Raw genomic sequence first — 23,740 nt, 5'->3', positions numbered from 1 at the left:
AAGACGCGGTTTATACAGACTCCGGCTTATTTGCTGCCGGAATGAAGCCGCTCAGATCTACGCCGAGTCCCTCGGCCAGTCTGGCTCCGTATTCGGCATCCGCCCGGTAGAAGTTGCATACGGCCCGCAGCTGGATGTCCTGCTTCACCTGGCTCAGATCGGCAATCAGGTTGCGGAGCAGATTGTCTTTCTGCTGCTGGGTGAAGGAGCGGTACAGCTCTCCGGCTTGGGTGAAATCGTCCGTCTTCTCGATACGCTGGCGAACGACATGACCGCTAAGCGGCGCTTCGCTCTCCTGAACGGATGGATCCTCGACCGGTCCGGTCGTATAGCTGTTCGGCTCGTAGTTGACCGGAGACGGATCCTGCTTGACGTTCATCAGGCCGTCGCGCTGATGGTTGCGCACCGGTGCATACGGACAGTTGATCGGAATTTGCAGGTAGTTGGCGCCAAGCCGGTGACGCTGCGTATCCGGATAGGAGAACAGACGTCCTTGAAGGAGCTTATCCTCCGACGGCTCAATGCCGGGAACCAGCGCGCTTGGCGAGAAAGCGGCCTGCTCAACTTCCGCGAAGAAATTTTGCGGATTGCGGTTCAAGGTCATGGTGCCTACCGTAATGAACGGGAAGCGATCCTCCGGCCATACCTTCGTTGGATCCAGGGGATCAAAAGGCAAATCGTCCATCTCGTCCGGCGACATCAATTGCACCACCAGACGCCATTTCGGAAAGTCGCCTTGCTCGATATGCTCGCGCAGATCCCGCGTAGCATGGTTGAAATCCTTGCCCTGCACTTCAACCAGCTCATCCGCATCCAGGGTTCGTACCCCTTGCTGCGATTCCCACTTATATTTCACATAAGTCACTTTGCCTTCGCTGTTGACCCATTTGAATGCATGCACGCTGAATCCGTCCAGCTCACGGTAGTTGGCCGGCGTTCCATGATCGGAGAACACCCAGGTCATCATATGCGTGGATTCCGGGGACAGCGTCATGAAATCCCAATACCGTCCGGGCTCTTGAATGTTGCTGTCCGGAGACGGCTTCAAGGAGTGGACCATATCAGGGAATTTGATCGCATCCCGGATAAAGAAGACAGGGATATGATTACCAACGATATCGTAGTTGCCTTCCTCCGTGTAGAACTTCACGGCAAAGCCGCGCGGGTCTCGTGCCGTTTCCGGGGAACCTGTTCCATGGATGACGGTAGAGAATCGAACGAAGACCGGCGTCTCCTGCCCGATCTCCTGCAGGAAGGCCGCTTTGGTGTACGGCTTCATGTCATTCTCCACAACGAAGATGCCATGCGCCCCGGCTCCGCGGGCGTGAACGACGCGCTCCGGAATCCGTTCACGGTCAAAATGCGCGATCTTTTCAATCAGATGATAATCCTCCAGCAGCGTAGGACCGCGGCGGCCCGCCGTCTTCGAATTCTGATTGTCTCCTACGGGAGCTCCTTGGTTCGTTGTCAATCTATCCATGCGGAAAACCTCCATCATTTCTATAATTGATTTTAGACTGAATCTAAATCTATGAAATGATTGTATCATCCCGGAATTTGTCCGGTCATGAGTGTCGCATGAGCCTTCAATGAGCGTTGCGTGATTGACCAATGAGCATTCATGTTCATTCGATGAAGTTCTTATGAATGATCCGTGAGCAAAAAAAAGGAGGAGGTTAGTCCGCCAAGCGGTAACCTACTCCACGTACCGTCGCGATATAGCGTGGTGCTCCCGCATTATCGCTCAGCTTCTTGCGCAAGCTCTTGATATGCACGTCAACTACATTGCTGCCGCCCATAAAATCCGTGTCCCAAATCTTGCTCATCAGTTCCTCGCGGGTGCAGACGGCCCCCTTGCTATCCATTAGCAGCAGAAGCAGCATGTACTCCGTCTTGGTGAGATGTATCGGAGCTTGCCCGCGATGAACCGTCATTTTATCCCGATCAATGGTCAGATCCTTAAATACGAGACCTTTAGCTTCCTCATCACCGGCAGGAGCGGAGACGGGGGCGAACAGGCGGATCGTCCGCTGCACTTGGTACATCATCGTATCCTTGGAGCGAGCCGGCCAGACCATCAGCTCCTCGTTCATCAGACTAGCGCCGGCATTGCTCATAAGCTCCTCGCCAACAAGATAGAGGACCGGGATCGAAGGATGCTCCGGCAGCAGCAGCTCCCGTTCTTTGCTGAAGGCAGCCATGTCCCTGCAGCCGGTCATGTCCGCAATGATCAATCCGGTGTTCAGAGCCGTTTGGAGACGCGGCTCCCACTTCCGGAACATCATCACCTCGAAGCAGTTCTCCGTCAGCGTCATGAACATTTCATGAACCCGTCCAGGTGACCGGCTTAACAGCGCCGCGCGCATCGTCGTAGGACAAGCATCGCCGATCGCCATACCCGCTCCCGGATGCTGGTACAGGCTGGTCGTCTTCCAGTCCGGAAACGAATATACAGTCGCCATCTCCATTATTTCTTCCGTTTGGTTTGACATTCTGGACACACCCCCCCGAATACAACGTGAGCATGATGGATGACGTAGCTGGTTTCGCTTGCTACGGTGTCCGCCCAATCCTTAGGCACCTCCGTCATGACCTCGTCGACTTTGCCGCACACTTCGCAAATGATATGCTGATGCTCATCCGTCCGGGCATCGTACCGGCTTGCGCTTTCGCCAAGCTTCAGCTCCCGGATCAGCTGCTTATCCGTCAAATAGCGCAAGGAGTTATAGACCGTCCCATACGCAAGATTATATCCTTTCTCCACCAGGCGGTTCATGATCTCCGCAGCCGTCGGATGGTCATGCGACTCCCGCAGCACATCATATACCGCTTGGCGCTGTGTGGTTAGATTTAATGATTTCAAGGTATTCACCCTTTTAATTTATTTTTAGATCAAGTATAAATCTTATTTTGGTCAGGGTCAACCTTATCGAGATACTCAATTGCTGGTAATCTTTATGTTTTCTTAAGAATCCATTTACAATTCCTTTAGCTCGTGCGGTTACACTGGTTTATATCAATTTTCGGTACATATCCGCTAAAAAGGAGACGATCCATCCGTCATGGCAACGGTATCCAAGCCGCGTTTCTCTTCTTCAAGGCAGAGCGCTGATAACTCTTTGCCGTATCGTTCCCCGCGTCGGTCGAAGCCGGCGGAAAGACGTAAGGGACAAGCCGGCATGGCTCTGTGGTTCCTGGGTCTTTGCGTCAGCCTGCTCTTCTTTTACATTGTAAAAGTCTTCATTCCGCCTGCGATCGAGGCCCGTTCGGCCATTCTCATCCATGCCGAGACCGGAAGGGTGCTGTATGCCCAGCGGGCCGATCTTCCGCTTCCACCTGCAAGCATGGCCAAGATGATGACCGAGCTCATGGTCATGGATGCCGTCTCTTCAGGACGGCATGATTGGAACGAGACGGTAGCCGTCAGCCGTTATGCCGAAAAAGCTCCCGGCTCCCAAGTCGGCATGAAGTCCGGGGAGACCTATACGCTTAGAGAAATGTTAGAAGCGCTGATTATTCATTCGGCTAATGATGCCGCCATCGCCATCGCCGAGCATCTAGCCGGAAGCGAGCGCGAATTCGTCGATAGCATGAACCGCCGCGCTAGGGAGATCGGCCTGTCAGGACGGACGGTATTTGCCAATGCATCCGGTCTTACCGCCAAAGATTTGAGCGGCTTTCCCGAAGCGGCCTCCGAAGGCGAGACGGTCATGACGGCAAGGGATGCAGCCATGCTCGCCAGGTGGCTGCTTCAGAACTATCCCGATGTGGTGGAGGTGACGAGCAAGCGCGACCTTTCGATCCCGCAGAAGGGAATCTCGCTGCACACGACCAATCTGATGCTTCCCGGCGAGCCGTATGCCTATGACGGCAGCGACGGCTTTAAGACCGGATACACCCGCTCCGCCGGCTATTGCTTCACCGGAACAGCGGCCCGGAACGGGGTCCGGCTTATCTCCGTCGTTCTTGGAACCGGCCATGCCGAACAGAGATTTACGGAGACTCAGAAGCTGATGGATTACGGATTCAGACGGCAAAACGCAATATTAGGCCTTTTTTCCATCCATATTTAGGGTAAACTGTTGCTAGGAGATACGACGCCGACCGAATACCTGCCTTAGGGGCAGCGACTCCATCGACGGAATGGTACATATATAGGATGAGCTGCCGTATCTAATGTGGATTTACTGGAGGATTCAAACGTGAGAAGCGTATTAATCGTTGACGATGACAAGGAAATATCGGGATTGATCTCGATCTACCTGGAGAATGAAGGATACCGGGTGATTCAAGCGCATGACGGGGAAGAAGCGCTGCTTGAGCTGAAGCTGCATCAGGGATCGGTGGATCTCGTCATCTTGGATGTTATGATGCCAAAACTGAACGGGATCGACACATGCCGCAAAATCAGGGAGACCTCGTCCATCCCGATTCTGATGCTGAGCGCCAAGAGCGAGGATATGGACAAAATATTAGGCCTGATGACCGGCGCCGACGACTATATGATCAAGCCTTTCAATCCGCTGGAGCTGACCACGCGCGTGAAAAGCTTGATCCGCCGCTCCACCCAATACAACACGGGGCTCGCCCAGATGGACAGCGACCGCCTGCAAATCGACGGCCTGGATATCAACCGCACGACCCATGAGGTCAAAGCGAACGGCCGACCGGTCACCTTGACCGCCAGGGAGTTCGACATTCTGTACCTGCTCGCCCGTCAGCCGGGAAGAATCTTCAGCGCCGAAGACATCTTTCAGCAGGTGTGGAAGGAGAAATATTATGTCTCCAACAATACCGTCATGGTCCATATCAGCAACCTGCGGGACAAGCTGGAGAAGGAGCTCGGCTACAAGCTCATCCAGACCGTGTGGGGCGTAGGGTACAAAATCCATGCATAAGCTGCAGTGGAAGATCATCACCCTGTTCTTTGTGAGCGGGGCTTTGACGTTGTCCATCCTGTTCGGCTTCCAAAAAATCATGCAGGTGATCGGCCGGGAATACTGGCGGGAGCCTTGGGTAACCTCGCTGTTCAACATCAGCCGCAGGCTGGAAAATATGTTCGGCTTTCCCGTCGCTGCCACCATCATCGGGATCATCATCTTCATTTTTGTCGTGCTGCTCATGAGCCAGAGCACCATACGGCAGATCAATCAATTGATGCAGGGCACGGAGCGGCTGGCGCGCGGAGAGCTCGATCAGGAGATTAAGGTAAGCTCCGGGGACGAACTCGGCCAGATGGCCCTCCAAATCAACCAGATGGCCAAGCAGCTCAAGCTGTCCCTGGAGGAAGAACGGATGGCCGTCCAGTCCAAGAACGAGCTGATCAGCAATGTGTCCCACGACCTCCGCACGCCGCTGACCTCAATCATCGGCTATTTGCGATTAGTCAACGAAGACCGCTACAAGGACGAGGTCGAGCTCCGCTACTATACCGATATCGCCTATAGTAAGTCTTTGCGGCTCGGCAGGCTGGTCAACGATCTGTTCGAATATACCCGGATCGGTTATTCGCCTGTGAATCGTACCGATATTAACCTGGTTGAGCTGCTGGGCCAGCTGGCAGTCGACTTTTCATTAACCGGGCAAACCGTGAGGGGAGACGTGCAGGTACAGTTTACGCCTTCCGAGGAGAAGATCAGCCTCTCCGCCGACGGCGACAAGCTGATGCGAATCTTCGAGAACCTGCTGTCGAACGCGGTACGCCACGGCAAAGATGCCGGGAGGGTCGACCTGAAAGCGTTCCGGGACGGAAAGAGTGCCGTCGTTCAGGTGATCAATTACGGACCCCCTATTCCGCAGCATGCCCTCTCCCACCTGTTTGAACGGTTTTATCGGGCGGATGAATCCCGTACGGACCAGACCGGAGGCTCCGGTCTGGGGCTTGCCATCGTGAAATCGATCGTGGAGGCCCATGAGGGAAGCATCGAGGTGACCAGCAATACGGATCAGACCATGTTCGAAGTGCGCCTCCCTCTAAACGGTAGCTGAAAGCCACAAAATTTGGATTTTGTTCGACAGAATAATCTATTTTCCGATAAAATAGGGATGACTGTCCTTATCGCTCTGGGCGCATTTGTTCAGGGTTACGTGAAAGGAATGACTCCCTTACATGATCAACATCCTGTTTACCAACTTCTGTATTCTCGTAACTTTTCTATACGTATCGGGCCTGCTGTCCAGGCAATACGTAACGGGCTTCGATTCGCCCTCCCGCTCCGTTAAACTCTGCGGCGGGGTGCTCTTTGGAATCTACGGGATCATTCTGATGTATTACTCATTTCCGATCGATCCGAGATTTTTCGCCGATTTACGACATCTCGCCATCATTGTGATCGCCAGCTATCTCGGGTGGCTCCCGTCCCTGATTGCCGGATTGTTAATGGCCGTCGGGCGTGTGCTGCTCTTTGGCATGACCGGTTACTCCGCTGTAGCAGGCGCCGGAATGCTGGTGATTGGTATGATCTGCGGGCTTATCTCGTTAGCCCGATGGGACCGCCTGACTAAAATGATGACCATGTCCATCGCGAGCATGCTCGTGCTGTTCTTTGTGATTGCGTCGAACATTCCGGATCGCGATAAAGTGTTCAGCGTATTTACCCAACACCTGATTATCTCCCTGCTGGCCACGCTGGTCATCTACATGCTGACCGAGTATATCCATACATCCAATAAGCTGTTTCTTCAATTGAAAAAATACGCCGAAACCGATTATTTGACCAGCCTGAACAATCTCCGTCAATTTGAGCAGCTGCTGTCCGAGCGCTTTCTGGAAGCCCAGCATTTCAGCGAACGTCTGGGGGTGCTCATGATCGATATTGACCATTTCAAAAAAATAAACGACACCTACGGCCATGCGGCCGGAGATGCCGTTCTGCAGCAGCTGAGCAAGGTGCTGAAGGATAACGCCCGCTCGTTCGACGAGGTTTCCCGCAACGGCGGGGAGGAGTTCTCGGTCCTCGTCCCGGAAGCCACCATCGCCGAGACGACGGCCCTAGCCGAACGGATCCGGGCCGCGGTGGAGCGTCACGCCTTCACGCTCGATGATGGCACGAAGCTGCATATCACGATATCGATCGGCGTTGCGGTCCATCCGGACACGATACGCTCCAGGGAAGCCCGCCAGCTGATGGAGCAGGCCGACCAAGAGCTGTACCGGGCCAAAAACAACGGGCGGAACCGCGTGTGTTCCGCCCCCGAAATCCATGACTATATGCTGAGTTAAGCGTTACTAAGGATGTCCTCGATCGCGGACAGCGTATCCGGCGTCAGCTTGATGCCGGATGCTTTGACGTTCTCCTCCACCTGCTCGGGACGGCTTGCGCCGACGAGCGCGCTGGATACGTTGTCCTGGCGCAAAATCCACGCCAAAGCCAGCTGACCGACGGTGATGCCGAGCTCGTCCGCGATGCGCCCAAGCGATTGCACCTTCCGAATGCGGTCCTCGCTGATCTTGAGGCGATCCGCTCCCAGCTTGGACGCCCGGCTCTCTTCAGGCACATCCTGCTTGGCGTTGTACTTGCCCGTGAGCACCCCTTGAGCGAGCGGGGAATATACGACCTGGCCGATGCCTTTCTTCTCGCCGAGCGGAATGATTTCTTCCTCGATCTTGCGCTCGAACATGTTATACAGCGGCTGGTTCACCACAATCCGGTCCAGCAGGTAACGGTCGGCGATCGCCAGAGCGGCTTCCATCTGGGCGGCCGTCCACATGCTGACCCCGACATAGAGCACCTTCCCTTGCCGAACGAGGTCGTCGAGCGCCCGCAGCGTTTCTTCAAGCGGCGTCTCCTCGTGAAACCGGTGGCAGTAGTAAATATCAACGTAATCGGTGCCAAGACGCTTCAGGCTTGCATGGCACTGCTCCATAATGTGCTTGCGGGATAACCCCTGATCGTTGGGCCCGTCGCCCATTTTGCCGAATACCTTCGTTGCCAGCACGTAGGATTCACGCGGGAATGCTCGCAATGTCTCGCCTACGACGACTTCGGCCGCTCCCTGCGCGTACACATTTGCCGTATCAAAAAAGTTCACGCCGAGGCCGTAGGCGGTCTGAATCGACTTCACCGCATTATCACGCTCTACATACCCGCCGTACGTGAGCCAGCTTCCAAGACTGATTTCGCTTACCTTCAGTCCGCTTCCGCCCAATCTTCGAAATTCCATATCCAAGCCTCCTCTTCTACAGAGATTGATGCCTACATCCGTATTGTACCATTTTCCGGTACGCTAGAGGGAGGGAATCCCTGCTTACCGTTTGTAGCCGGTGGACTTGATTGTCATTTTGACATGAACATTGAACTTGGCCCTCGGGTAAATTTCAGCCCACTTCTCCATTTCGGTATCGTTATTCCAGTGGGTACCCCCGTATCGCAGCCCGAAGCCCAAGGGATCCAGTCCCGTCTTCTGGATCTTCTCCAGCAGCTTGGTAATCGACTCGGTCAGGTCCTTGTTGAACTCCTTCTCAATTTTGCGGAGTCCTGCAGGGGTCATCGGCGCCTTATCCTCTTTCTCCTCCAGGATGGCCGTGATGCTGACCTTATAATCGATGGTCTCCGCTCCCTCTTTGGATTCGTTGATTTTATAGCGGCTTCGGGTCCGGTCCGTGTTCACCTCGAACAATTCCCCTTCGATTTTAATACCGAAGTTGGTGCTTAAGTGCCGTTGGTCCAGCAAGTTATACAGCCTTGTCTCATCCCGCGTCAAGATCGTCTTCACCCGGCTCTTGTCCAATAAGGCAACCTTGTCAATGTTCAAAATCTCCTTCCCGGTCGCTTCAATGACCGGCATGACGGGATCCTCCCCGGTTTCCGTCATCCGCCTGCTTAAATCGAAGGAGTACGTCTTTGCAATGAAAGGCGATTCTGTCCCATCCTCGCTAAGCGCCAGAAAAATAGCGTTCCCGGCGATCCGCTCCGTCGCGGGCTGCACCTTCAGGACCGCCTCGGCCGTCGGAATGGCAACGGCCGGATACATCAGGAGCTGCATATCCCGCCTTCGGACGGTCCAGTCCTGAATTTTGCCGATATCCTGCCGGGCATACGCCTCCCCGTACAAGACCCCTTTGCAATGACCGAAGTCCAGCTCCTTGTCCACTTTGGACTTCGCCTCCCGGATCGCCTCCGCGATGCTGGTGGATTCCTGCGTAATCAGCACGGTTTTGACGTCCCCCGATTTCGGATCGCCTGTAGGGATCGCGATTTTAAAGCTGAACCGGTTCATGTCCGGATTCGTCTCCGAGACGTCGATGCCGATCGCTACGACGAAGAGCCGAAGATCGATATCCCGAAATTCGCACCCGCCGAGCATCATAATCGAACCGCAGATAAGGAGCGTATACCACGTTTTCAAGGATTTCACGCCCTCCTCCTCCTTCCTCTTCTTATTGCGGCGTAGATCAAAAGAATGACGAGCAGGATTTCACCCGCAAACCGGACGTCCAGGAACACAATCGCCATATCATTGAGCGTATACTGATTGATAACCGTGGCCAGCACGAAAATAACGACGGCGAAAAGGGCCAGAACCCACCACTCCGCCTTCCGTTTCTTAGGCAGCAGCGAGGGCTTCTCGCCTTCCAGCTTAAATCCTCCCAGAACCAGCTCTTTCCCCACATGCCAGTGGATAATCGAGTTCATCAGAGACAGGATCATATAGACGACAAAGAACACATAGATCATCCGCTCAATAATAAAATACCGGATTCGGAGCGCATCGACCGTCGAGAAAGCGGGATAGACATGCTCGCCTGCTCCATTGGCTCCCAGAATCCCGATCGGCCCAAAGAGCGATATGAACAGAGATACGATGCTTACCAGGATGATCGAGAACATGTACCTGACTTTGAATCGGCGGAAGATCCGGTTGAAGACCACCATGTTGATGTAGCCGGTATAAATATAAGTCGCTGCGGCTACAGTGCGGTAATTCGGCATATTCCAGGCGTAAGTCATAATTTGCCTTACGGAATCCCAGCTGAAATACGGATTACTGTAGACTCTCCAAGCCATATAGGCAATCAGCGGCATCGTTATGTACAGCACCATTTCCAGCGCGTAGAGCAGCGATTCCGAATCCAGCCTTGCGCTTAGACCGACAACGACGAGAAATCCGGTCAGAACGATATAAGGCGATACGTCCGGGCTGATGTAGCGGGACGTGATATCCATGAAACTAATCAGCGTAATTGCGCTGGAAAAGTACCATCCCAGTCCATACAATACCAACAGCAAACCCGAAATCCAAACCGGAAACACCGAATGGAAGATTTCCGGCAGCCCTTCTCCCGGAAATCGTTGTAGTATCTTGGCGAAGACATACATCAGGATCGATCCGGCCGGGACCGCGATCAGGATGGACATCAGCACTCCGTCGAACCGGTCCTGGATCAGGATGCGAGGCACATAGTTGATCAGGTTGATCGAAGCATTGAGCAGAAAGAGATAGTAGAAGTATTTGTTCCTAACCACTCTGCTGATCTCCCTTCCTTCTCCACTCGATCGCAAACATCTTCAGATACGGCTTACCGAAGGAGCGCAGACTGGTCAGGTACATGATCAGCGAGACGATCCCAAGGACGATGCCGACCAGGCCGAAGAAGGTGGATAGGACAATGAATAAGTATTTAGTAACGCGGATCCCCATGCTCATCATCGTAATTGGAATCACGAAGTTCGTAATAGCCACCGCCGCAACGAGAATAATCATGACGTTGCTGACCAGGCCGGCTTCCGTAGCGGCCGTGCCCAAGATAAGACCGCCTACCGTTGTGGCCGACTGGCTGACCGCTTTCGGAAGGCGGACGCTCGCCTCGACGAGAAATTCCATCGCCAGCAGCATGAAGATGACCTCGAAGGAGGACGGATAGGGTACCGTTGCCCGGCTTCCCGCAATCAGCAGCGTAATCTGCATCTTCAGAATTTCCGGATTGTACGATGTAAAAGCTACGTACAAACTCGGCATCATGACCGTAATGAACAGGGCGATATACCGGATAGCCTTCAGGAACCAGCCAATGGGCGGCAGCTGGGTCTTGTCGTCCATCGCCGTGAAGAAATCATTAAAGATGGCCGGGAGCACTAAGACGTACCCGGTGGAGTCCATAAGCACGCATATCTTCCCCTGCGATATGTTCAGCACGGCCCGGTCCGGACGCTCGGTGAGCATCAATGTCGGAAACAGCCGCAATTTCGGATGCATCGTATGCCGCTCAATCTCAGAAGCAGACTGAATGATATCCGTCTTGAGCTCGGATAGCCGCTTCTTCAGCTCCTTCAGCACCGAGTGATCTACTTTCGCTTCGTCATACATAATAATGAGCCGGGTTTGGGAGATCCGACCGACCGTCATGAACTCCGTCTTTAAGTCCGTCGTCTGATAACGGTGACGGATCAAGTTGAGATTCACCTCGATATTTTCCGTAAAGGAATCGTCCGGTCCCTGCATTACATTCTCCGTGCTTGCCGGTTGGACGGGTCCAGCATTGACCAGCACGGCATCGAGCAGCAGCACCCGGTCGCGGATGAAGATCGCAACGCAGCCTCTAAGCATATTGCGCAGCAGCTCCTGCTTATCCCTAGGCTCCAGGCTTGACGGGAACGACCGGATAAATCGCTCGAACAGCTCCATGGAGTTCAGCTCGTAGAATCGGTTGATCAAATTGTCGTTAACTAGGATGGGGTCGCACATACTTTTGAGATAGATGAGATGCGCATGCCCTTCCTCATTCTTCAGCTCACGCTGCTCAACATCCCCGATATTCTTCAACTGCTCCTGCAGGCATTTCCTTGCTTCTTCGGCTTGCAGCTTTTGGTCGGTGGCCATGATCGATCCCTCCTTTATCATTGACAAGCAAACCGCTCATGTCCTTCTATTTTCTGTACAAATGTCCCAAATTATTAACAATCAACCAGAAAAGTTTGCCGGGATTCGCAAGCTTCGGGAAAGCACCCTATTTTTCACGCCGGTCTTCTCGTTTCTAATTGGTCTATTGTGGTAATAATGGGGACAAGCGTATTGGAGAAACAGCAGCTGAAATTATAGAGAGACTAAAGGAGGAATCCAGATGAACCCATCGGGCACATCTTATCATCAATTGCCCCGGTATCCGGAATCGCTGTGGAGAGCAACGACCGAGCTCCCTTCCTTTCCGCGGCTCGCGGAGGATATTGAAACGGACGTCGCGGTAGTCGGCGCAGGCATAACGGGCATTACGACCGCCTATTTGCTCGCAAAGGCCGGGAAGGATGTCGTACTTCTTGAGGCGGGGAAAATCTTCAACGGAACGACCGGTTATACGACCGCGAAGGTTACGGCTCAGCACGGACAGATCTACCATGAGCTGATCCAGCATTTTGGAGAGGAACAGGCGCGCCTCTATTATGAAGCGAACCGGGAAGCCATTGAGTTTATAAGAGATATCGTAGGCGGAGAGGAAGACAAGTTCGGACTGAAGCTGGAGGATGCCTACATCTATACAGAGCAGGATGGCAAAACGCTCGAGAAGCTGGAGCAGGAATACCGGGCATACGAGAAGCTGGACATTCCAGGCGAATGGACGGATCGGCTTCCATTGCCGATTCCGGTAACAGGAGCTGTGAAAATGCCGGGACAATACCGGTTCCATCCCCTGCACTATGTCAAGCATCTGACCGAGGAGTTTCTGAAGCTTGGCGGGCGCATTTATGAAAATACGACCATTGGAGGAAAGATTGAGACCGATGGTCCGCTGTCGCTGCAGACCAAACGGGGCAATCATCGCATCACGTGCAAATACGCGGTGTCCGCCTCGCATTTCCCTTTTCATGACGGCAAGGGCCTCTATTTCTCCAGGCTGCACGTCGAACGTTCCTATGCCATTGCGGTTAAGCCGGAGACCGCGTATCCGGGCGGCATGTATTTGAGCGTGGACAATCCGACCCGTTCCCTTCGGTCCGCATCGTACCAGGGCGAAGAGCTCGTCATTGTCGGCGGGGAGAATCATGCGACAGGCCGCAGCATCTGTACCCATCAGCATTATGAGAACCTGGAGGTGTTCGCAGGAAATCTGCTGGGGGCAATCTCCATCCCTTACCGCTGGTCCGCACAGGATTTGATCACGCTGGATAATGTCCCGTATATCGGGCCGATCACAGCGGACGAGGACCGAATCCTGGTAGCAACGGGATACCGGAAGTGGGGCATGACGACAAGCACGCTAGCGGCCCACATCATCAGCGATCACATCCTTGAAGCCGACAACCGGTACGCCGAATTATTCAGCCCATCCCGGTTTAAGGCGGATCCGTCCATTAAAACCTTTATCGTTCAAAATGCGGCCGTTGCGAAGGATCTGGTGTCCGGCAAAGTGGATATGTCCGATGCGGATATGTCCACGCTTCAGAACGGAGAAGGCGCCGTGGTCCGCCATAACGGGCAGCGCGCAGGCGCTTATAAGGACGAAGAGGGCAAACTGTTTCTGGTGGACACCACCTGCACGCATATGGGCTGCGAAGTAGAGTGGAACGAGGGCGAGCGTTCCTGGGACTGTCCTTGTCATGGTTCCAGATACGGCTATAACGGCGAAGTACTGGAGGGACCGGCGACTGAGCCGCTCAAGCAGCTGGACCCGGAGAGCTGATCCATAACGCAGAACCAGATGGATAAGCAGGCTCAACGCTGGCTAGGTCATTTGCAGTTGATGGGGCAAATGGCTGTCTGTCCATGTGTTGCGTTCTGTTTTTCTCATTCAAAAGCATGCAAAAAAGGCACCCCTTACGGGTGCCTTCATGTATTTGTAAGACGTCCAGCATGGAATTTCGGCCGACGACAGTTCAGCATGAATTAGGCGCTAACGGTTGCCGGTTCTTCCCGATATGCCTCGAGCGATTGATCCACGATAACCTTCACCAGGGACGGATCCACGTCGCTTATCCAAGGCATCGCAAGATTCCAGGCATTCTCCTCAATTTGCCGCAGGATCCGCATGTCTTCCCATTCATCAACCGATGAATCCAGCAGATCGCACAGCTCGGATAATTGGCCGTCCATCGAATGACCCAGTTCATGCGCGAAGACGACAGCATAATAAGCGTACACCTGTTCAAGCGATCCGAACAATTGCAGGCACTGCTGGCGAATGACCTCCGTATACATGGTCACGCTGTGATCGCCTATGGCATATTTCCCTCCGACTAACCGGCCCCCCGGGAAATAGCCGTCCAGCTGTACGGTAACGCTGCTGCCCGACCGACGTAGAAGCTCTTGCGTAATGCGGTTCAGTTCAGACTTATTCAATAATGATCATGGCTCCCTTAAAAAGTATAAACAACATTATAGTAGAACCCTATGAAATTGCAACAAGAAATATGCTGTTCAGCTTGCTGTTACGGGCTTTTTCGCCGGCTTCCATGCCTATAAAAATCATCCCGCTTCGGGCTGATCGCTGAACTGGCTGTTGTACAGGTCCGCATAAAAGCCGCCTTGCGACAGAAGCTCATCATGCGTCCCTTGTTCGATAATGCTGCCCTTGTTCATCACCAGAATGAGGTCCGCATCCCGAATCGTCGACAGCCGGTGTGCGATAACGAAGCTGGTCCGATTCTTCATCAGCTCCTTCATCGCCTTCTGGATATACAGCTCCGTCCGCGTATCGACGCTGCTTGTCGCCTCATCCAGAATCAGAATGGCCGGATTGGCCAGAATCGCCCGCGCAATCGTCAGAAGCTGCTTCTGCCCTTGCGAGATGTTGGATGCCTCCTCGTTCAGCACCGTGTCATACCCGTCCGGCAGCGTCCGGATAAAGTGGTCCGCATGCGCGGCCTCCGCCGCCCGTATGATCTCTTCTTCGGTTGCGCCTTCGCGGCCGTATCCGATATTATCCCGGATCGTGCCGTTAAAGAGCCATGTGTCCTGAAGCACCATTCCGAACAAGCTTCTCAAGTCGCTTCGCTTCATGGAGGCAATATCCTTGCCGTCGATCATAATGCGGCCGCCGTTAACCTCATAGAAGCGCATCAGCAGATTGATCAGCGTTGTCTTCCCGGCTCCCGTCGGGCCGACAATCGCGACGGTCTGGCCCTGCCGGACATTCACGTTCATATCTTCGATAAGCAGCTGATCCTCCTTGTACCCGAAGCTGACATGCTCGAAGGACACGTCCCCGCGAGGATGCCGGAGCACGGCAGGTGTGGATGATTCGGCCACTTCCTCCTCTTCGTCCAGCACCTCGAATACCCGCTCCGCCGAAGCAATCGTCGATTGAATGACATTCGCAATATTCGCCAGCTGTGTAATCGGCTGCGTAAACTGGCGCGAATATTGAATGAACGCCTGAATGTCCCCGATCTTGATCGCCTGTCGGGTAACGAGCACCCCGCCGACAACGCTCACGATCACGTAGCCGATGTTCCCAACAAACCCCATCAGCGGCATAATCGTGCCTGATATGAACTGCGCGCGCCATCCGGCCTCATACAGCTTGTCGTTGACCTCATCAAACCGCTCCACCGACTGGCGCTCCCGGCCGAATGCCTTCACGACCTTGTGGCCGGTGTACATCTCCTCGACATGGCCGTTCAGCTGCCCCAGATGCTTCTGCTGGGCTACAAAATGCTTCTGCGACCGCTTGGCCACCATCATCGTCACGATCACGCTGAGCGGCAGCGTCAGAATGACGACGAGCGTCAGCAGCGGACTGATGGTCAGCATCATCACGATCACCCCGAGCAGCGTGACGGCCGAGGTAATCATCTGCGTCAAGCTCTGCTGCAGCGTGCCGGCAATGTTGTCCATGTCGTTGGTTACCCTGCTGAGCGTCTCCCCGTGGGTACGGGCATCAAAATATTTAAGCGGCAAACGGCCGAGCTTATCGTATACCGCCTTCCGCAGATCGTATACCGTTCTCTGCGCTACGCCAGCCATTACATACTGCTGGACGTAGGCGAACAAAGAGCTGAGGAGGTACAGCCCGGCCAGCCACAGCAGGATGCGCTGGATCGCAGCGAAGTCAATGCCCGCTCCCGGTTCGCCTTTCATTTTCGCCAGGAAGCCTTCAAACAGGATCGTGGTCGCATCGCCCAGAATCTTCGGGCTTACGATGCCAAAGATCGTGCTCAGCATCGCCGCAGCCAGAACGATCAGCAGCTTGCCGGTGTGCGGCTTCAGATAGGTCGTCAGTCTCCGGAAGGTTCCCTTGAAGTCCTTGGCTTTCTCCGCAGGCATGCCCGGGCCGTGCGGGCCGCCGAAGGGACCGCCGCCATGACCTCTTGGATGTCCTCCGCGCTTCTTCTCGCTCATGCGATCTCCTCCTCCGAAAGCTGGGAAATGACAATCTCGCGGTACACTTCGCTCGTATTCATGAGCTCCTCATGGGTGCCCATGCCCGCGATCCGCCCCTCATCCAGCACAATAATCCGATCGGCATCCATCACCGTGCTGACCCGCTGAGCGACGATCAGGACGGTGGCGTCACCGGTCTCCTCCCTTAATGCTGCACGTAGCTTCGCGTCCGTCTTGAAGTCCAGCGCCGAGAAGCTGTCGTCGAAAATATAGATTTCCGGCCGGCGCACGAGTGCCCGGGCAATCGAAAGACGCTGCTTCTGTCCGCCTGACACATTGCTGCCTCCCTGCGAAATCTCGGCATCATAAGCGCCTTCCATCGCTTCGATGAAGTCGGCGGCCTGGGCAACCTTCGCCGCGTGCCGGATCTCCTCGTCCGTCGCGTCCTCTTTACCGTAGCGGATGTTATCCGCGATGCTGCCCGTGAACAGGAGCGCCTTCTGCGGAACGAATCCGATCCGCTGCCGGAGCTCTTCCTGCCGCATCTCCCGGATATCGGTTCCATTGACGAGAATACGCCCTGAAGTTACGTCATAGAAACGCGGGATCAGGCTGATCAAGGTCGATTTGCCGGATCCGGTTCCGCCGATAATGGCCGTTACTTCACCCGGTCCCGTACGGAAGGAGAGATTCGATACCGCCGGCTCCTCCGCTCCGGGATAGAAGAACGTAACATCCTGGAACTCGACAGCGGCCTTCTGAAGCCCCGGCTTTCCAGGCTCTTTCGGATCATGAATGTCCGACTGCATATGGAGCACTTCGTTGATCCGGACGGCGGACGCTTGCGCGCGCGGAATCATGACGAACATGACCGACAGCATAATGAGCGAGAACATGATCATCATGGCATATTGAAGAAACGCCATCAGATCGCCGACCTTCATATGGGCATCGTTGATGCGATGCGCCCCGAACCAGACGATCGCAATCGTCGCAAAGTTCATGACCAGCATCATGACCGGCATCATCGCCCCCATGATTTTGTTCACCTTGATCGAGGTCGCCGTCAAATCCTCATTCGCATCGTTGAAGCGCACGGTTTCATGCGCGGCACGGTTGAAGGAACGGATGACCCGGATCCCCGTCAGATTCTCCCGCACCACGCGGCTCAGCGTATCGATCTTGACCTGAATCGCTTTAAAGAGCGGAATTCCCTGCTTCGCAATAAGGAAGATCGCCAGTGCGAGAATCGGCAGCACGGCGAGGAGAACGGTGGTCAGGCCCGGATCCCTCGAAATGGCCATGACGATGCCCCCGATGCACATCATCGGCGCAATCGCCATCATGCGCAGGATCATGATCGTTACCTGCTGAACTTGCGTAATGTCATTCGTCGTACGGGTAATAAGCGATGCGGTTCCGATCTTGTCAAACTCCTGGAGCGTAAAATTCTCAACATGAGAGAACACGCGGCCCCGCACAATACGTCCGAACCCTGAAGCCGCTTTGGACGCCAAATAACTGGCTGCGATCGCGCAGACCATTCCTCCGGAGGCGACCAGAAGCATAACGCCTCCCACCCGCCAAATATATGGCACATTGCCAAGCGTGATGCCTTTATCTACAATGTCCGCCATCAAGGTCGGCAGATACAAATCCGATAAGCATTGAAAGAATGTAAACAATAGGACCAGCAGCACCGCAGTCCGGTACGGTCTCATATAACGAAACAGCTTAAGCAAAGCGAACCACCCCCTGATCGTGACTTATGTTTCCTGCGATCGTTGTTGCTCCTGATAATGGTATACCTTCATGAGGAGGTCCGCGAGTTTAACGCTGTCCTCTTCGCCAAGATATTCGACCAGGCCGTTAAAACGGCTTGCGACGTCTTGATACACCTGCTGAACGACCTGGACCCCCTCCGCAGTTAGCTTCACGCGGACAGCCCGGCGATCGTTCTCATCCATCACCCGCTCGACGAGTCCTTTCCCCTCCAGACCGTTGATGAACTGCGTGATGGTTGGAGAGGTGACATTCATCATGCTGCTGATCTCCGACACCTTCATGCCGGGCCCGCCAAGCCTGTTAAAATGCATAAGACCCATCAGCACACGGACTTCACCCGGTGTGTAGCCCGAAATCATGTGCCGATCCCACTCCTGCTTGTGAAACATACGAATGCTGTGCAGAAGCCTTCCGGCAATACTGTCGTCAGGCAGTCTCCCTGGGTGATGACAGCCTTCCGGCGAGTCCGGGTCTCTCCCGGCTTGATGACGCTTATGTAAATCTGGATGAAATTCCTGTGACATCGTCCACCTCCTGCGCATAAAACCGTAACCATCCGGCCGGGATGGCCGGGCGGTTACAATCCAAGCATGCAACGAATTAGTTAGCCTGCCTATTAATTAGGCAACCTAAATATAATCCCTGGCGAAGATCGATGTCAAGTTCAGTTCAACCCGCAGCTCCCATGAAGGCCCGAGTTACTCATCCATCAGCTCGAAATACGATCCGGCATGCGCGTTACGGCTCCTGGCCGCATGCTTTCCGCCAGGCTTCTTGCCTTGCTTCTTCTGGCGCCGCGTGTTGGCCTGTTCCTTGCGGGCCTGATGGGCCAGCTCTCTCTCGGTTTTTCTATAATTCGCGTACCGATCGGCATCCAGCGTCCCAGCCTGGAGTGCCTCCTGGACCGCGCATCCATCCTCCTTCTCATGCCGGCAGTCGTGAAATCTGCACTGCGCCGCGAGCGAGGAGATGTCTGCGAATGCCGCCTCCCAGCCATCCTCCGATTCCCACAGCTGAAGCTCCCGCATGCCCGGCGTATCAACCATGATCGCCCCGCCCGGCAGCACAAACAGTTCGCGGTGCGTCGTCGTATGACGTCCTCTGGCGTCCTCTTCGCGGATACCCTGAACCCGCTGAACGTCTTGGCCGGACAGCCAGTTCAGCAAGGTCGATTTTCCGGCGCCCGACGAGCCCGTTACGGCCACCGTCGTGCCAGGGGTCAAATAGCCCTGCAGCTGCTCCTTTCCCTGATCCAGCAGCGAGCTGACGGCGTGAACCGGCACCCCCGGAGCCGCAGCTTCGACGAGGGCGGCATGCGATTCCGGAGAATCGCATAAATCCGCCTTGGTCAGCAGCACGACCGGCTGGGCTCCGCTCTCCCACACGGCGATCAAGTAACGCTCGATTTTGCGGATATTAAAATCCTTATTAAGCGCATTGACGATAAATACGGTGTCGATGTTGGCGGCAATGACCTGTTCGTCCGGCACGCTCCCGGCCTCCCTGCGGGAAAACGCCGACTTGCGCGGCAGCAGCTGGTGAATCACCGCCCTCGGTTCGCCCTGCAAGGGCTCCACCATAACCCAATCGCCGACAGCCGGGAAATCGCTCTTGCTGGCTGCCTCATATTCATATTTTCCCGTTACGGCGGCCGTCATCTCTCCATCTGGCGTGACGATCCGGTATTGCTTCGAAAATTGGGCGACGATGCGCGCAGGCACCAGGCGTTTGTCCCGCTGGATCGATTGGAGCGCTTCCTTCGCCGCCCGGTCCCAATCTTCATTCCATCCATAGTCGTTTAATGGCTTCATGTTTTGATTTGTCAAAATGGTTGTTTTCTCCTTATCTTGTTTAGGTTTAGGTGTTTCTGAACAACAAAAAAACCGCAGAATCATATTCTGCGGTCCATCTTGAATACAGCCTAAGAAAGACGCCCTCCCGGCCAAACGGGCTAAAAAATCCCCGTTTATGCCGGTGACGTTAAACCTATGCATATACCAAAAAGACCCGCAGAATACCAATCACGGTCTCCTGAGGGTCTTAATCTTAGCGAATCATGCAAGGAGCAGTCCTTAAACCTTTAGCGCCCCAAGCCTATTCAACTTATCGATAACCCGTTCGAGGAGACCTAGCGCCGACAATTTGTCATCATTCATATACATCATCATGGTCATCAGCCTCCTTGTGCTCGTAAATATATCCGTATTATAGATTCCGCCGCAGCGGCTGTCAACTTTTTCCTGACGCTTGTACCGCGCTCGGGCTAAATCCGCTTATAATGCCGCCATTCCTCTGGCAAGAGCATGCTGTACTGCCGGTTAAGAAACCGGTCATCAACCAGCGTCAGCGTGCCGGTGTCATGCTCGGAGCGGATCAAGCGGCCTCCGGCCTGCAGCACCTTGTTCATGCCGGGGTATACATAAGCATAGTCATAGCCCCTTTTGCCGGTACGGTCGAAGTAATCCTTGATAATATCATTCTCGAAGGACAACTGCGGCAGCCCTACGCCTACAACCACAACGCTGGAAAGCCGCTCTCCCTTCAGATCAATGCCTTCCGAGAAAATGCCGCCCATCACCGCGAAGCCGATCAGCGGCTCCGCGGCATCGGCCTGAAAGGCCCCGAGGAAGTTCTCCCGCTCCTCCTCACTCATGCCATGGCCCTGAAGCAGCGTCCGCCATCCGGGATTGCTCTCGGTAAACGCCTTGTGAATATCCTGCATATAGGGATAGGACGGCAGAAAGATCAGCGTATTGACCGGCTTCTCCCGGACCAGCTCGCTCAGCATGCGCACGATCGCATCCTTGCTCTGCTCGCGGTCCTTGTATCGGGTCGAAAGCGGCAAGATCCTCACATCCAGCTGCTCCCGGGAAAAAGGCGACGGAATGGACAGGCTGTAATCCTCCTCTTCCGCCCCCAGCATATCCCGGTAATAACCGAGGGGCATCAGGGTCGCCGAGAAAAAGACGGCCGACCGGTAGTTCTTGCCCGCCTTCTGCAGCAAATCGGACGGATCCAGACAGAACAGCTTCAAATACACCTCGCTTTGACTGATCTCGGCGTACGTGACGAAGCGGTCGTCATAAAGCTTGGAGATCCGCAAATATCCCTGCGCGGCAAAATAGCACTCCAAGAGCGCATCCGCCTCTTCGCCGCTCTTCCCGGTCATCAGCTCGGCCTCGGCCTGCAGAACGAAATCCTCCAGCAGCTCGTCCATCATTTCCGGCTGCTGCGAGCCGACGAACCGCTCCTCCTCCCCGCTGACCTTGCGAATGACGATAAACCGGTTATTGACCCGCTTCGCGGCATGGTACAATCCCGGATTACTTTCTTTATACGCCCGCTGAATGTCGAGGAAAGCCGATTTGTACAGCTCGGCCGAGAACATCCCGCGCGCCCGGTCCACCAGATTATGCGCTTCGTCGATCAGGAGAACGCTGCGCTTCTTCACTTCCTCGGGCATCCGTTTAAAGGATACTCTCGGATCAAAAACATAGTTATAGTCGCAGATCACGACATCGGCCGCATACGAGGCATCCAGGGAAAATTCGAACGGGCAGACCTGATGCTTCCGCGCATACGTCTCAATGACCGACCGGGTGATCAGCGTTTCGTTGCCCAGCAGATCCAGAAGCGCGGCATTGATCCGGTCGTAGTAGCCTTCCGAGAAGATACAGCCCTCCTGACCGCAGCCTTCGGCCTCGCTGAAGCAGATCTTATCCTTAGCGGTCAGCGTGACGGCATGCGTATGCAGTCCCTGGCGTTCCATCAGAGCCATGGCCTCCTCCGCTGCCGTACGGGTAATCGTCTTCGCCGTCAAATAAAAGATGCGCGACAGCAGGCCCTCGCCGATCGCCTTTACCGACGGGAACAAGGTCGATATCGTTTTGCCGATGCCGGTCGGCGCTTTGGCGAACAGCCGCCGGCCCTCTTCAATGGTTTTATAGACCGAGCCCGCCAGCTTGCGCTGTCCCTCCCGGTAAGCCGGAAACGGAAACGCCAGGCTCTTGATGCTTCGGTCCCGCTGCTCCGCATGATCCCGGAGCAGACGGGCATAAGGGGCGTAAGCGGCTATAACTTCTTCGACGAAGGTCACCAGCTCATCGATGCTGAAGCTGCGTTCAAACTGCTTTCGCTCGCCGCTCGGCACCTGGAAGTACGTCAGTCTGACCTCCATCGTTTCGATATCATGCTGCTTCGCATACATATAGGCGTACATCTTCGCCTGCGCCCAGTGTACGGGATAGCTGTCCTCCTCGATTTGGGAAAGGTCTCCCGAGGTCGACTTGATCTCATCAATCATGATCCGATCATCCTTCCGGATCAATCCGTCGCATCGTCCCTCTACGACAAACAGCAGCTCCTCATATGCAATTTCGGCCTCCAGCTGGACCTCTTTCTGGTCGTTCTCTCCGTATTCGCGCTGAACCTGCTGATGCGCCCTTGTCCCTTCCGTGAGGGAAGCAGCGCTGCGGAACCCCGAAACGATGCTACCGCTGCGAAATACATACTCCACCAGCGGCCTAACGGATATTTGTATCGTATGCGGCATGTCGGTCTCCTTCGCTCCCATAGTGTTTGGTGCTGTAATTATACCAAACATCCGTTCCTCACAGGTAGCGAGATGCACCGATTTAAGGTTGGCCAACCGAATGGAAACCGATGTGTGACGGAAGTGACGGATACGCTGTAAAATCCTCTTTTCCGGAACTCGTCTAAGCTCCCAGCGTGCGGTGATCGCGTCACAATGACGGCAGCCGACCCTATGCCGGACACTTGCGCTCATGCCAAAAAGCGCAGTCCCTCCAAGCGGAAAGGACTGCGCGCAATATGCAGCCGGATCGAAAATGCCAGCCAATTTTTTCTTGAGTTACGGCGCTTTCTTCTGCATTTGGTCCAGGCTCTTAAACTCGTACCCGCGGCTGCGGGCCTCATCGATAATCCGGCCGAGCGCCTCCGTGTTATCTTTGGAGATCGAGTGCAGCAGAATGACGGCCCCCGGATGCAGCTGTGCCGTTACCTTATCAAAGGCGTATTGGGCGCCCCGCTGGGATTTCACATCCCAATCCATATACGCGAGCGACCAGAATACGTTGGTATATCCGAGCTGCTTGCTTACCGCAAGGGAACGCTCGTCAAAAATGCCGCGCGGCGTGCGCAAATACTTCATCTCCTGCTGTCCGGTAACGCGGGCCACTTCCTTCTTCACCCGCTCCAGCTCCTCCGTCAGCTTCTCCGCGGAAATCGTGGTTACGTCCGGATGATTCCAGGAGTGGTTGCCGATAATATGCCCTTCCGTCGCCATCCGCTTGAGCAAATCCTCCTGCGTTTTCACATAATGCCCTGTAACAAAAAAGGTAGCCGGTACCTTCTTCTCCTTGAGCGTATCCAAAATACGAGCGGTATACCCGTTCTCGTACCCGTTATCGAACGTAAGGTACAATTCTTTCTGGCTGGCATCGCCCATAAAGATGGCATCGTATTTTTGCAGCAGCTCCTTAAAGCCTTCTTGATCGATCGAAGGTAGCTGACCGTTGACGCTTCTCTTAAAACCGAAATGAAATGGACCGCTGCCGGCCGCAGCTGCTGCCGGAACTGCCAGGGCCGCTGACAGAAGCACGGCAAGGGCAATTCCAAGCAGCCATGCCGGCCGAAGAGCATTGCGCTTCTTCATTCCTGTTCTCTCCTTCTTGAATGTGGT

The 23,740-nt window shown here is 54.7% G+C and carries 19 protein-coding genes; 5 read left to right on the top strand and 14 right to left on the bottom strand.

Annotated features, from left to right (window positions below; genetic code table 11):
* Window positions 1-10: 10 nt before the first annotated feature.
* The 3 genes from MKX76_RS24710 to MKX76_RS24700 form a co-directional block, all read right to left on the bottom strand.
* The gene (locus tag MKX76_RS24710; protein ID WP_007128851.1) at window positions 11-1,480 is read right to left on the bottom strand and encodes a catalase; all 1,470 of its coding nucleotides are present in this window, start codon (window positions 1,478-1,480) and stop codon (window positions 11-13) included.
* Window positions 1,481-1,676: 196 nt separating this feature from the next.
* A complete protein-coding gene (locus MKX76_RS24705; protein WP_007128852.1) occupies window positions 1,677-2,492 on the bottom strand; it encodes a winged helix family transcriptional regulator in 816 nt (271 codons plus the stop codon).
* A complete protein-coding gene (locus MKX76_RS24700; protein ID WP_007128853.1) occupies window positions 2,468-2,863 on the bottom strand; it encodes a Fur family transcriptional regulator in 396 nt (131 codons plus the stop codon). Before MKX76_RS24700 ends, MKX76_RS24705 begins: the two co-directional genes overlap by 25 nt.
* A gap of 199 nt (window positions 2,864-3,062) precedes the next feature.
* On the opposite strand from MKX76_RS24700, the gene MKX76_RS24695 reads away from it, so the two are divergent.
* The 4 genes from MKX76_RS24695 to MKX76_RS24680 all read left to right on the top strand — a co-directional run bounded on the left by MKX76_RS24695 (window position 3,063) and on the right by MKX76_RS24680 (window position 7,222).
* Complete coding sequence (locus MKX76_RS24695) at window positions 3,063-4,073, top strand: D-alanyl-D-alanine carboxypeptidase family protein (RefSeq protein WP_144877936.1); 1,011 nt, start codon at window positions 3,063-3,065, stop codon at window positions 4,071-4,073.
* A gap of 129 nt (window positions 4,074-4,202) precedes the next feature.
* On the top strand, window positions 4,203-4,898 hold the full coding sequence (locus tag MKX76_RS24690) for a response regulator transcription factor (RefSeq protein WP_007128855.1): 696 nt from the start codon (window positions 4,203-4,205) through the stop codon (window positions 4,896-4,898).
* Complete coding sequence (locus MKX76_RS24685) at window positions 4,891-5,988, top strand: sensor histidine kinase (protein ID WP_007128856.1); 1,098 nt, start codon at window positions 4,891-4,893, stop codon at window positions 5,986-5,988. The genes MKX76_RS24690 and MKX76_RS24685 overlap by 8 nt, the downstream gene beginning before the upstream one ends.
* Before the next feature lie 121 nt (window positions 5,989-6,109).
* Window positions 6,110-7,222, top strand: a complete 1,113-nt coding sequence (locus MKX76_RS24680; RefSeq protein ID WP_007128857.1) for a GGDEF domain-containing protein — start codon at window positions 6,110-6,112, stop codon at window positions 7,220-7,222.
* On the opposite strand, the gene MKX76_RS24675 is transcribed toward MKX76_RS24680, so the two are convergent.
* From MKX76_RS24675 to MKX76_RS24660, 4 genes are all read right to left on the bottom strand, one after another.
* The gene (locus tag MKX76_RS24675) at window positions 7,219-8,163 is read right to left on the bottom strand and encodes an aldo/keto reductase family protein (RefSeq protein ID WP_007128858.1); all 945 of its coding nucleotides are present in this window, start codon (window positions 8,161-8,163) and stop codon (window positions 7,219-7,221) included. The genes MKX76_RS24680 and MKX76_RS24675 overlap by 4 nt on opposite strands.
* Window positions 8,164-8,247: 84 nt before the next feature.
* Entirely contained in the window at window positions 8,248-9,357 is a 1,110-nt protein-coding gene (locus MKX76_RS24670) for a Ger(x)C family spore germination protein (protein WP_007128859.1), read from the bottom strand.
* Entirely contained in the window at window positions 9,354-10,466 is a 1,113-nt protein-coding gene (locus MKX76_RS24665) for a GerAB/ArcD/ProY family transporter (protein ID WP_340898552.1), read from the bottom strand. Before MKX76_RS24665 ends, MKX76_RS24670 begins: the two co-directional genes overlap by 4 nt.
* Entirely contained in the window at window positions 10,459-11,820 is a 1,362-nt protein-coding gene (locus MKX76_RS24660; protein ID WP_341034764.1) for a spore germination protein, read from the bottom strand. The genes MKX76_RS24665 and MKX76_RS24660 overlap by 8 nt, the downstream gene beginning before the upstream one ends.
* Window positions 11,821-12,061: 241 nt before the next feature.
* Here MKX76_RS24660 and MKX76_RS24655 point away from each other — a divergent pair, with 241 nt between their 5' ends.
* Window positions 12,062-13,615 (top strand): FAD-dependent oxidoreductase, encoded by a 1,554-nt coding sequence (locus tag MKX76_RS24655; protein WP_340898547.1) that lies wholly within the window; start codon window positions 12,062-12,064, stop codon window positions 13,613-13,615.
* A gap of 203 nt (window positions 13,616-13,818) precedes the next feature.
* On the opposite strand, the gene MKX76_RS24650 is transcribed toward MKX76_RS24655, so the two are convergent.
* The 7 genes from MKX76_RS24650 to pdaA form a co-directional block, all read right to left on the bottom strand.
* Window positions 13,819-14,271 (bottom strand): hypothetical protein, encoded by a 453-nt coding sequence (locus MKX76_RS24650; protein WP_007128863.1) that lies wholly within the window; start codon window positions 14,269-14,271, stop codon window positions 13,819-13,821.
* Window positions 14,272-14,397: 126 nt separating this feature from the next.
* Window positions 14,398-16,272 carry an ABC transporter ATP-binding protein gene (locus tag MKX76_RS24645; RefSeq protein ID WP_340898544.1) on the bottom strand — a complete coding sequence of 625 codons (1,875 nt, stop codon included), beginning with the start codon at window positions 16,270-16,272 and terminating at the stop codon, window positions 14,398-14,400.
* Complete coding sequence (locus MKX76_RS24640; RefSeq protein ID WP_341034763.1) at window positions 16,269-17,996, bottom strand: ABC transporter ATP-binding protein; 1,728 nt, start codon at window positions 17,994-17,996, stop codon at window positions 16,269-16,271. Before MKX76_RS24640 ends, MKX76_RS24645 begins: the two co-directional genes overlap by 4 nt.
* Window positions 17,997-18,020: 24 nt before the next feature.
* A complete protein-coding gene (locus tag MKX76_RS24635) occupies window positions 18,021-18,563 on the bottom strand; it encodes a MarR family winged helix-turn-helix transcriptional regulator (protein ID WP_007128866.1) in 543 nt (180 codons plus the stop codon).
* 174 nt (window positions 18,564-18,737) lie between these two features.
* Complete coding sequence (gene rsgA / locus MKX76_RS24630) at window positions 18,738-19,865, bottom strand: ribosome small subunit-dependent GTPase A (protein WP_034272399.1); 1,128 nt, start codon at window positions 19,863-19,865, stop codon at window positions 18,738-18,740.
* Between the two features lie 437 nt (window positions 19,866-20,302).
* Window positions 20,303-22,591 carry an ATP-dependent DNA helicase gene (locus MKX76_RS24625; protein WP_341034762.1) on the bottom strand — a complete coding sequence of 763 codons (2,289 nt, stop codon included), beginning with the start codon at window positions 22,589-22,591 and terminating at the stop codon, window positions 20,303-20,305.
* A 318-nt stretch (window positions 22,592-22,909) separates the two neighbouring features.
* Window positions 22,910-23,713, bottom strand: coding sequence for a delta-lactam-biosynthetic de-N-acetylase (gene pdaA / locus MKX76_RS24620; protein WP_007128870.1), 804 nt, complete (start codon window positions 23,711-23,713; stop codon window positions 22,910-22,912).
* Window positions 23,714-23,740 lie beyond the last annotated feature (27 nt).

It is taken from the genome of Paenibacillus sp. FSL R5-0810 (genome assembly GCF_038002285.1).
Lineage (GTDB): Bacteria > Bacillota > Bacilli > Paenibacillales > Paenibacillaceae > Paenibacillus_AQ > Paenibacillus_AQ lactis.
Note: the sequence above shows the minus strand (reverse complement) of the source record. Positions and strands in the feature narration are given on the sequence as shown.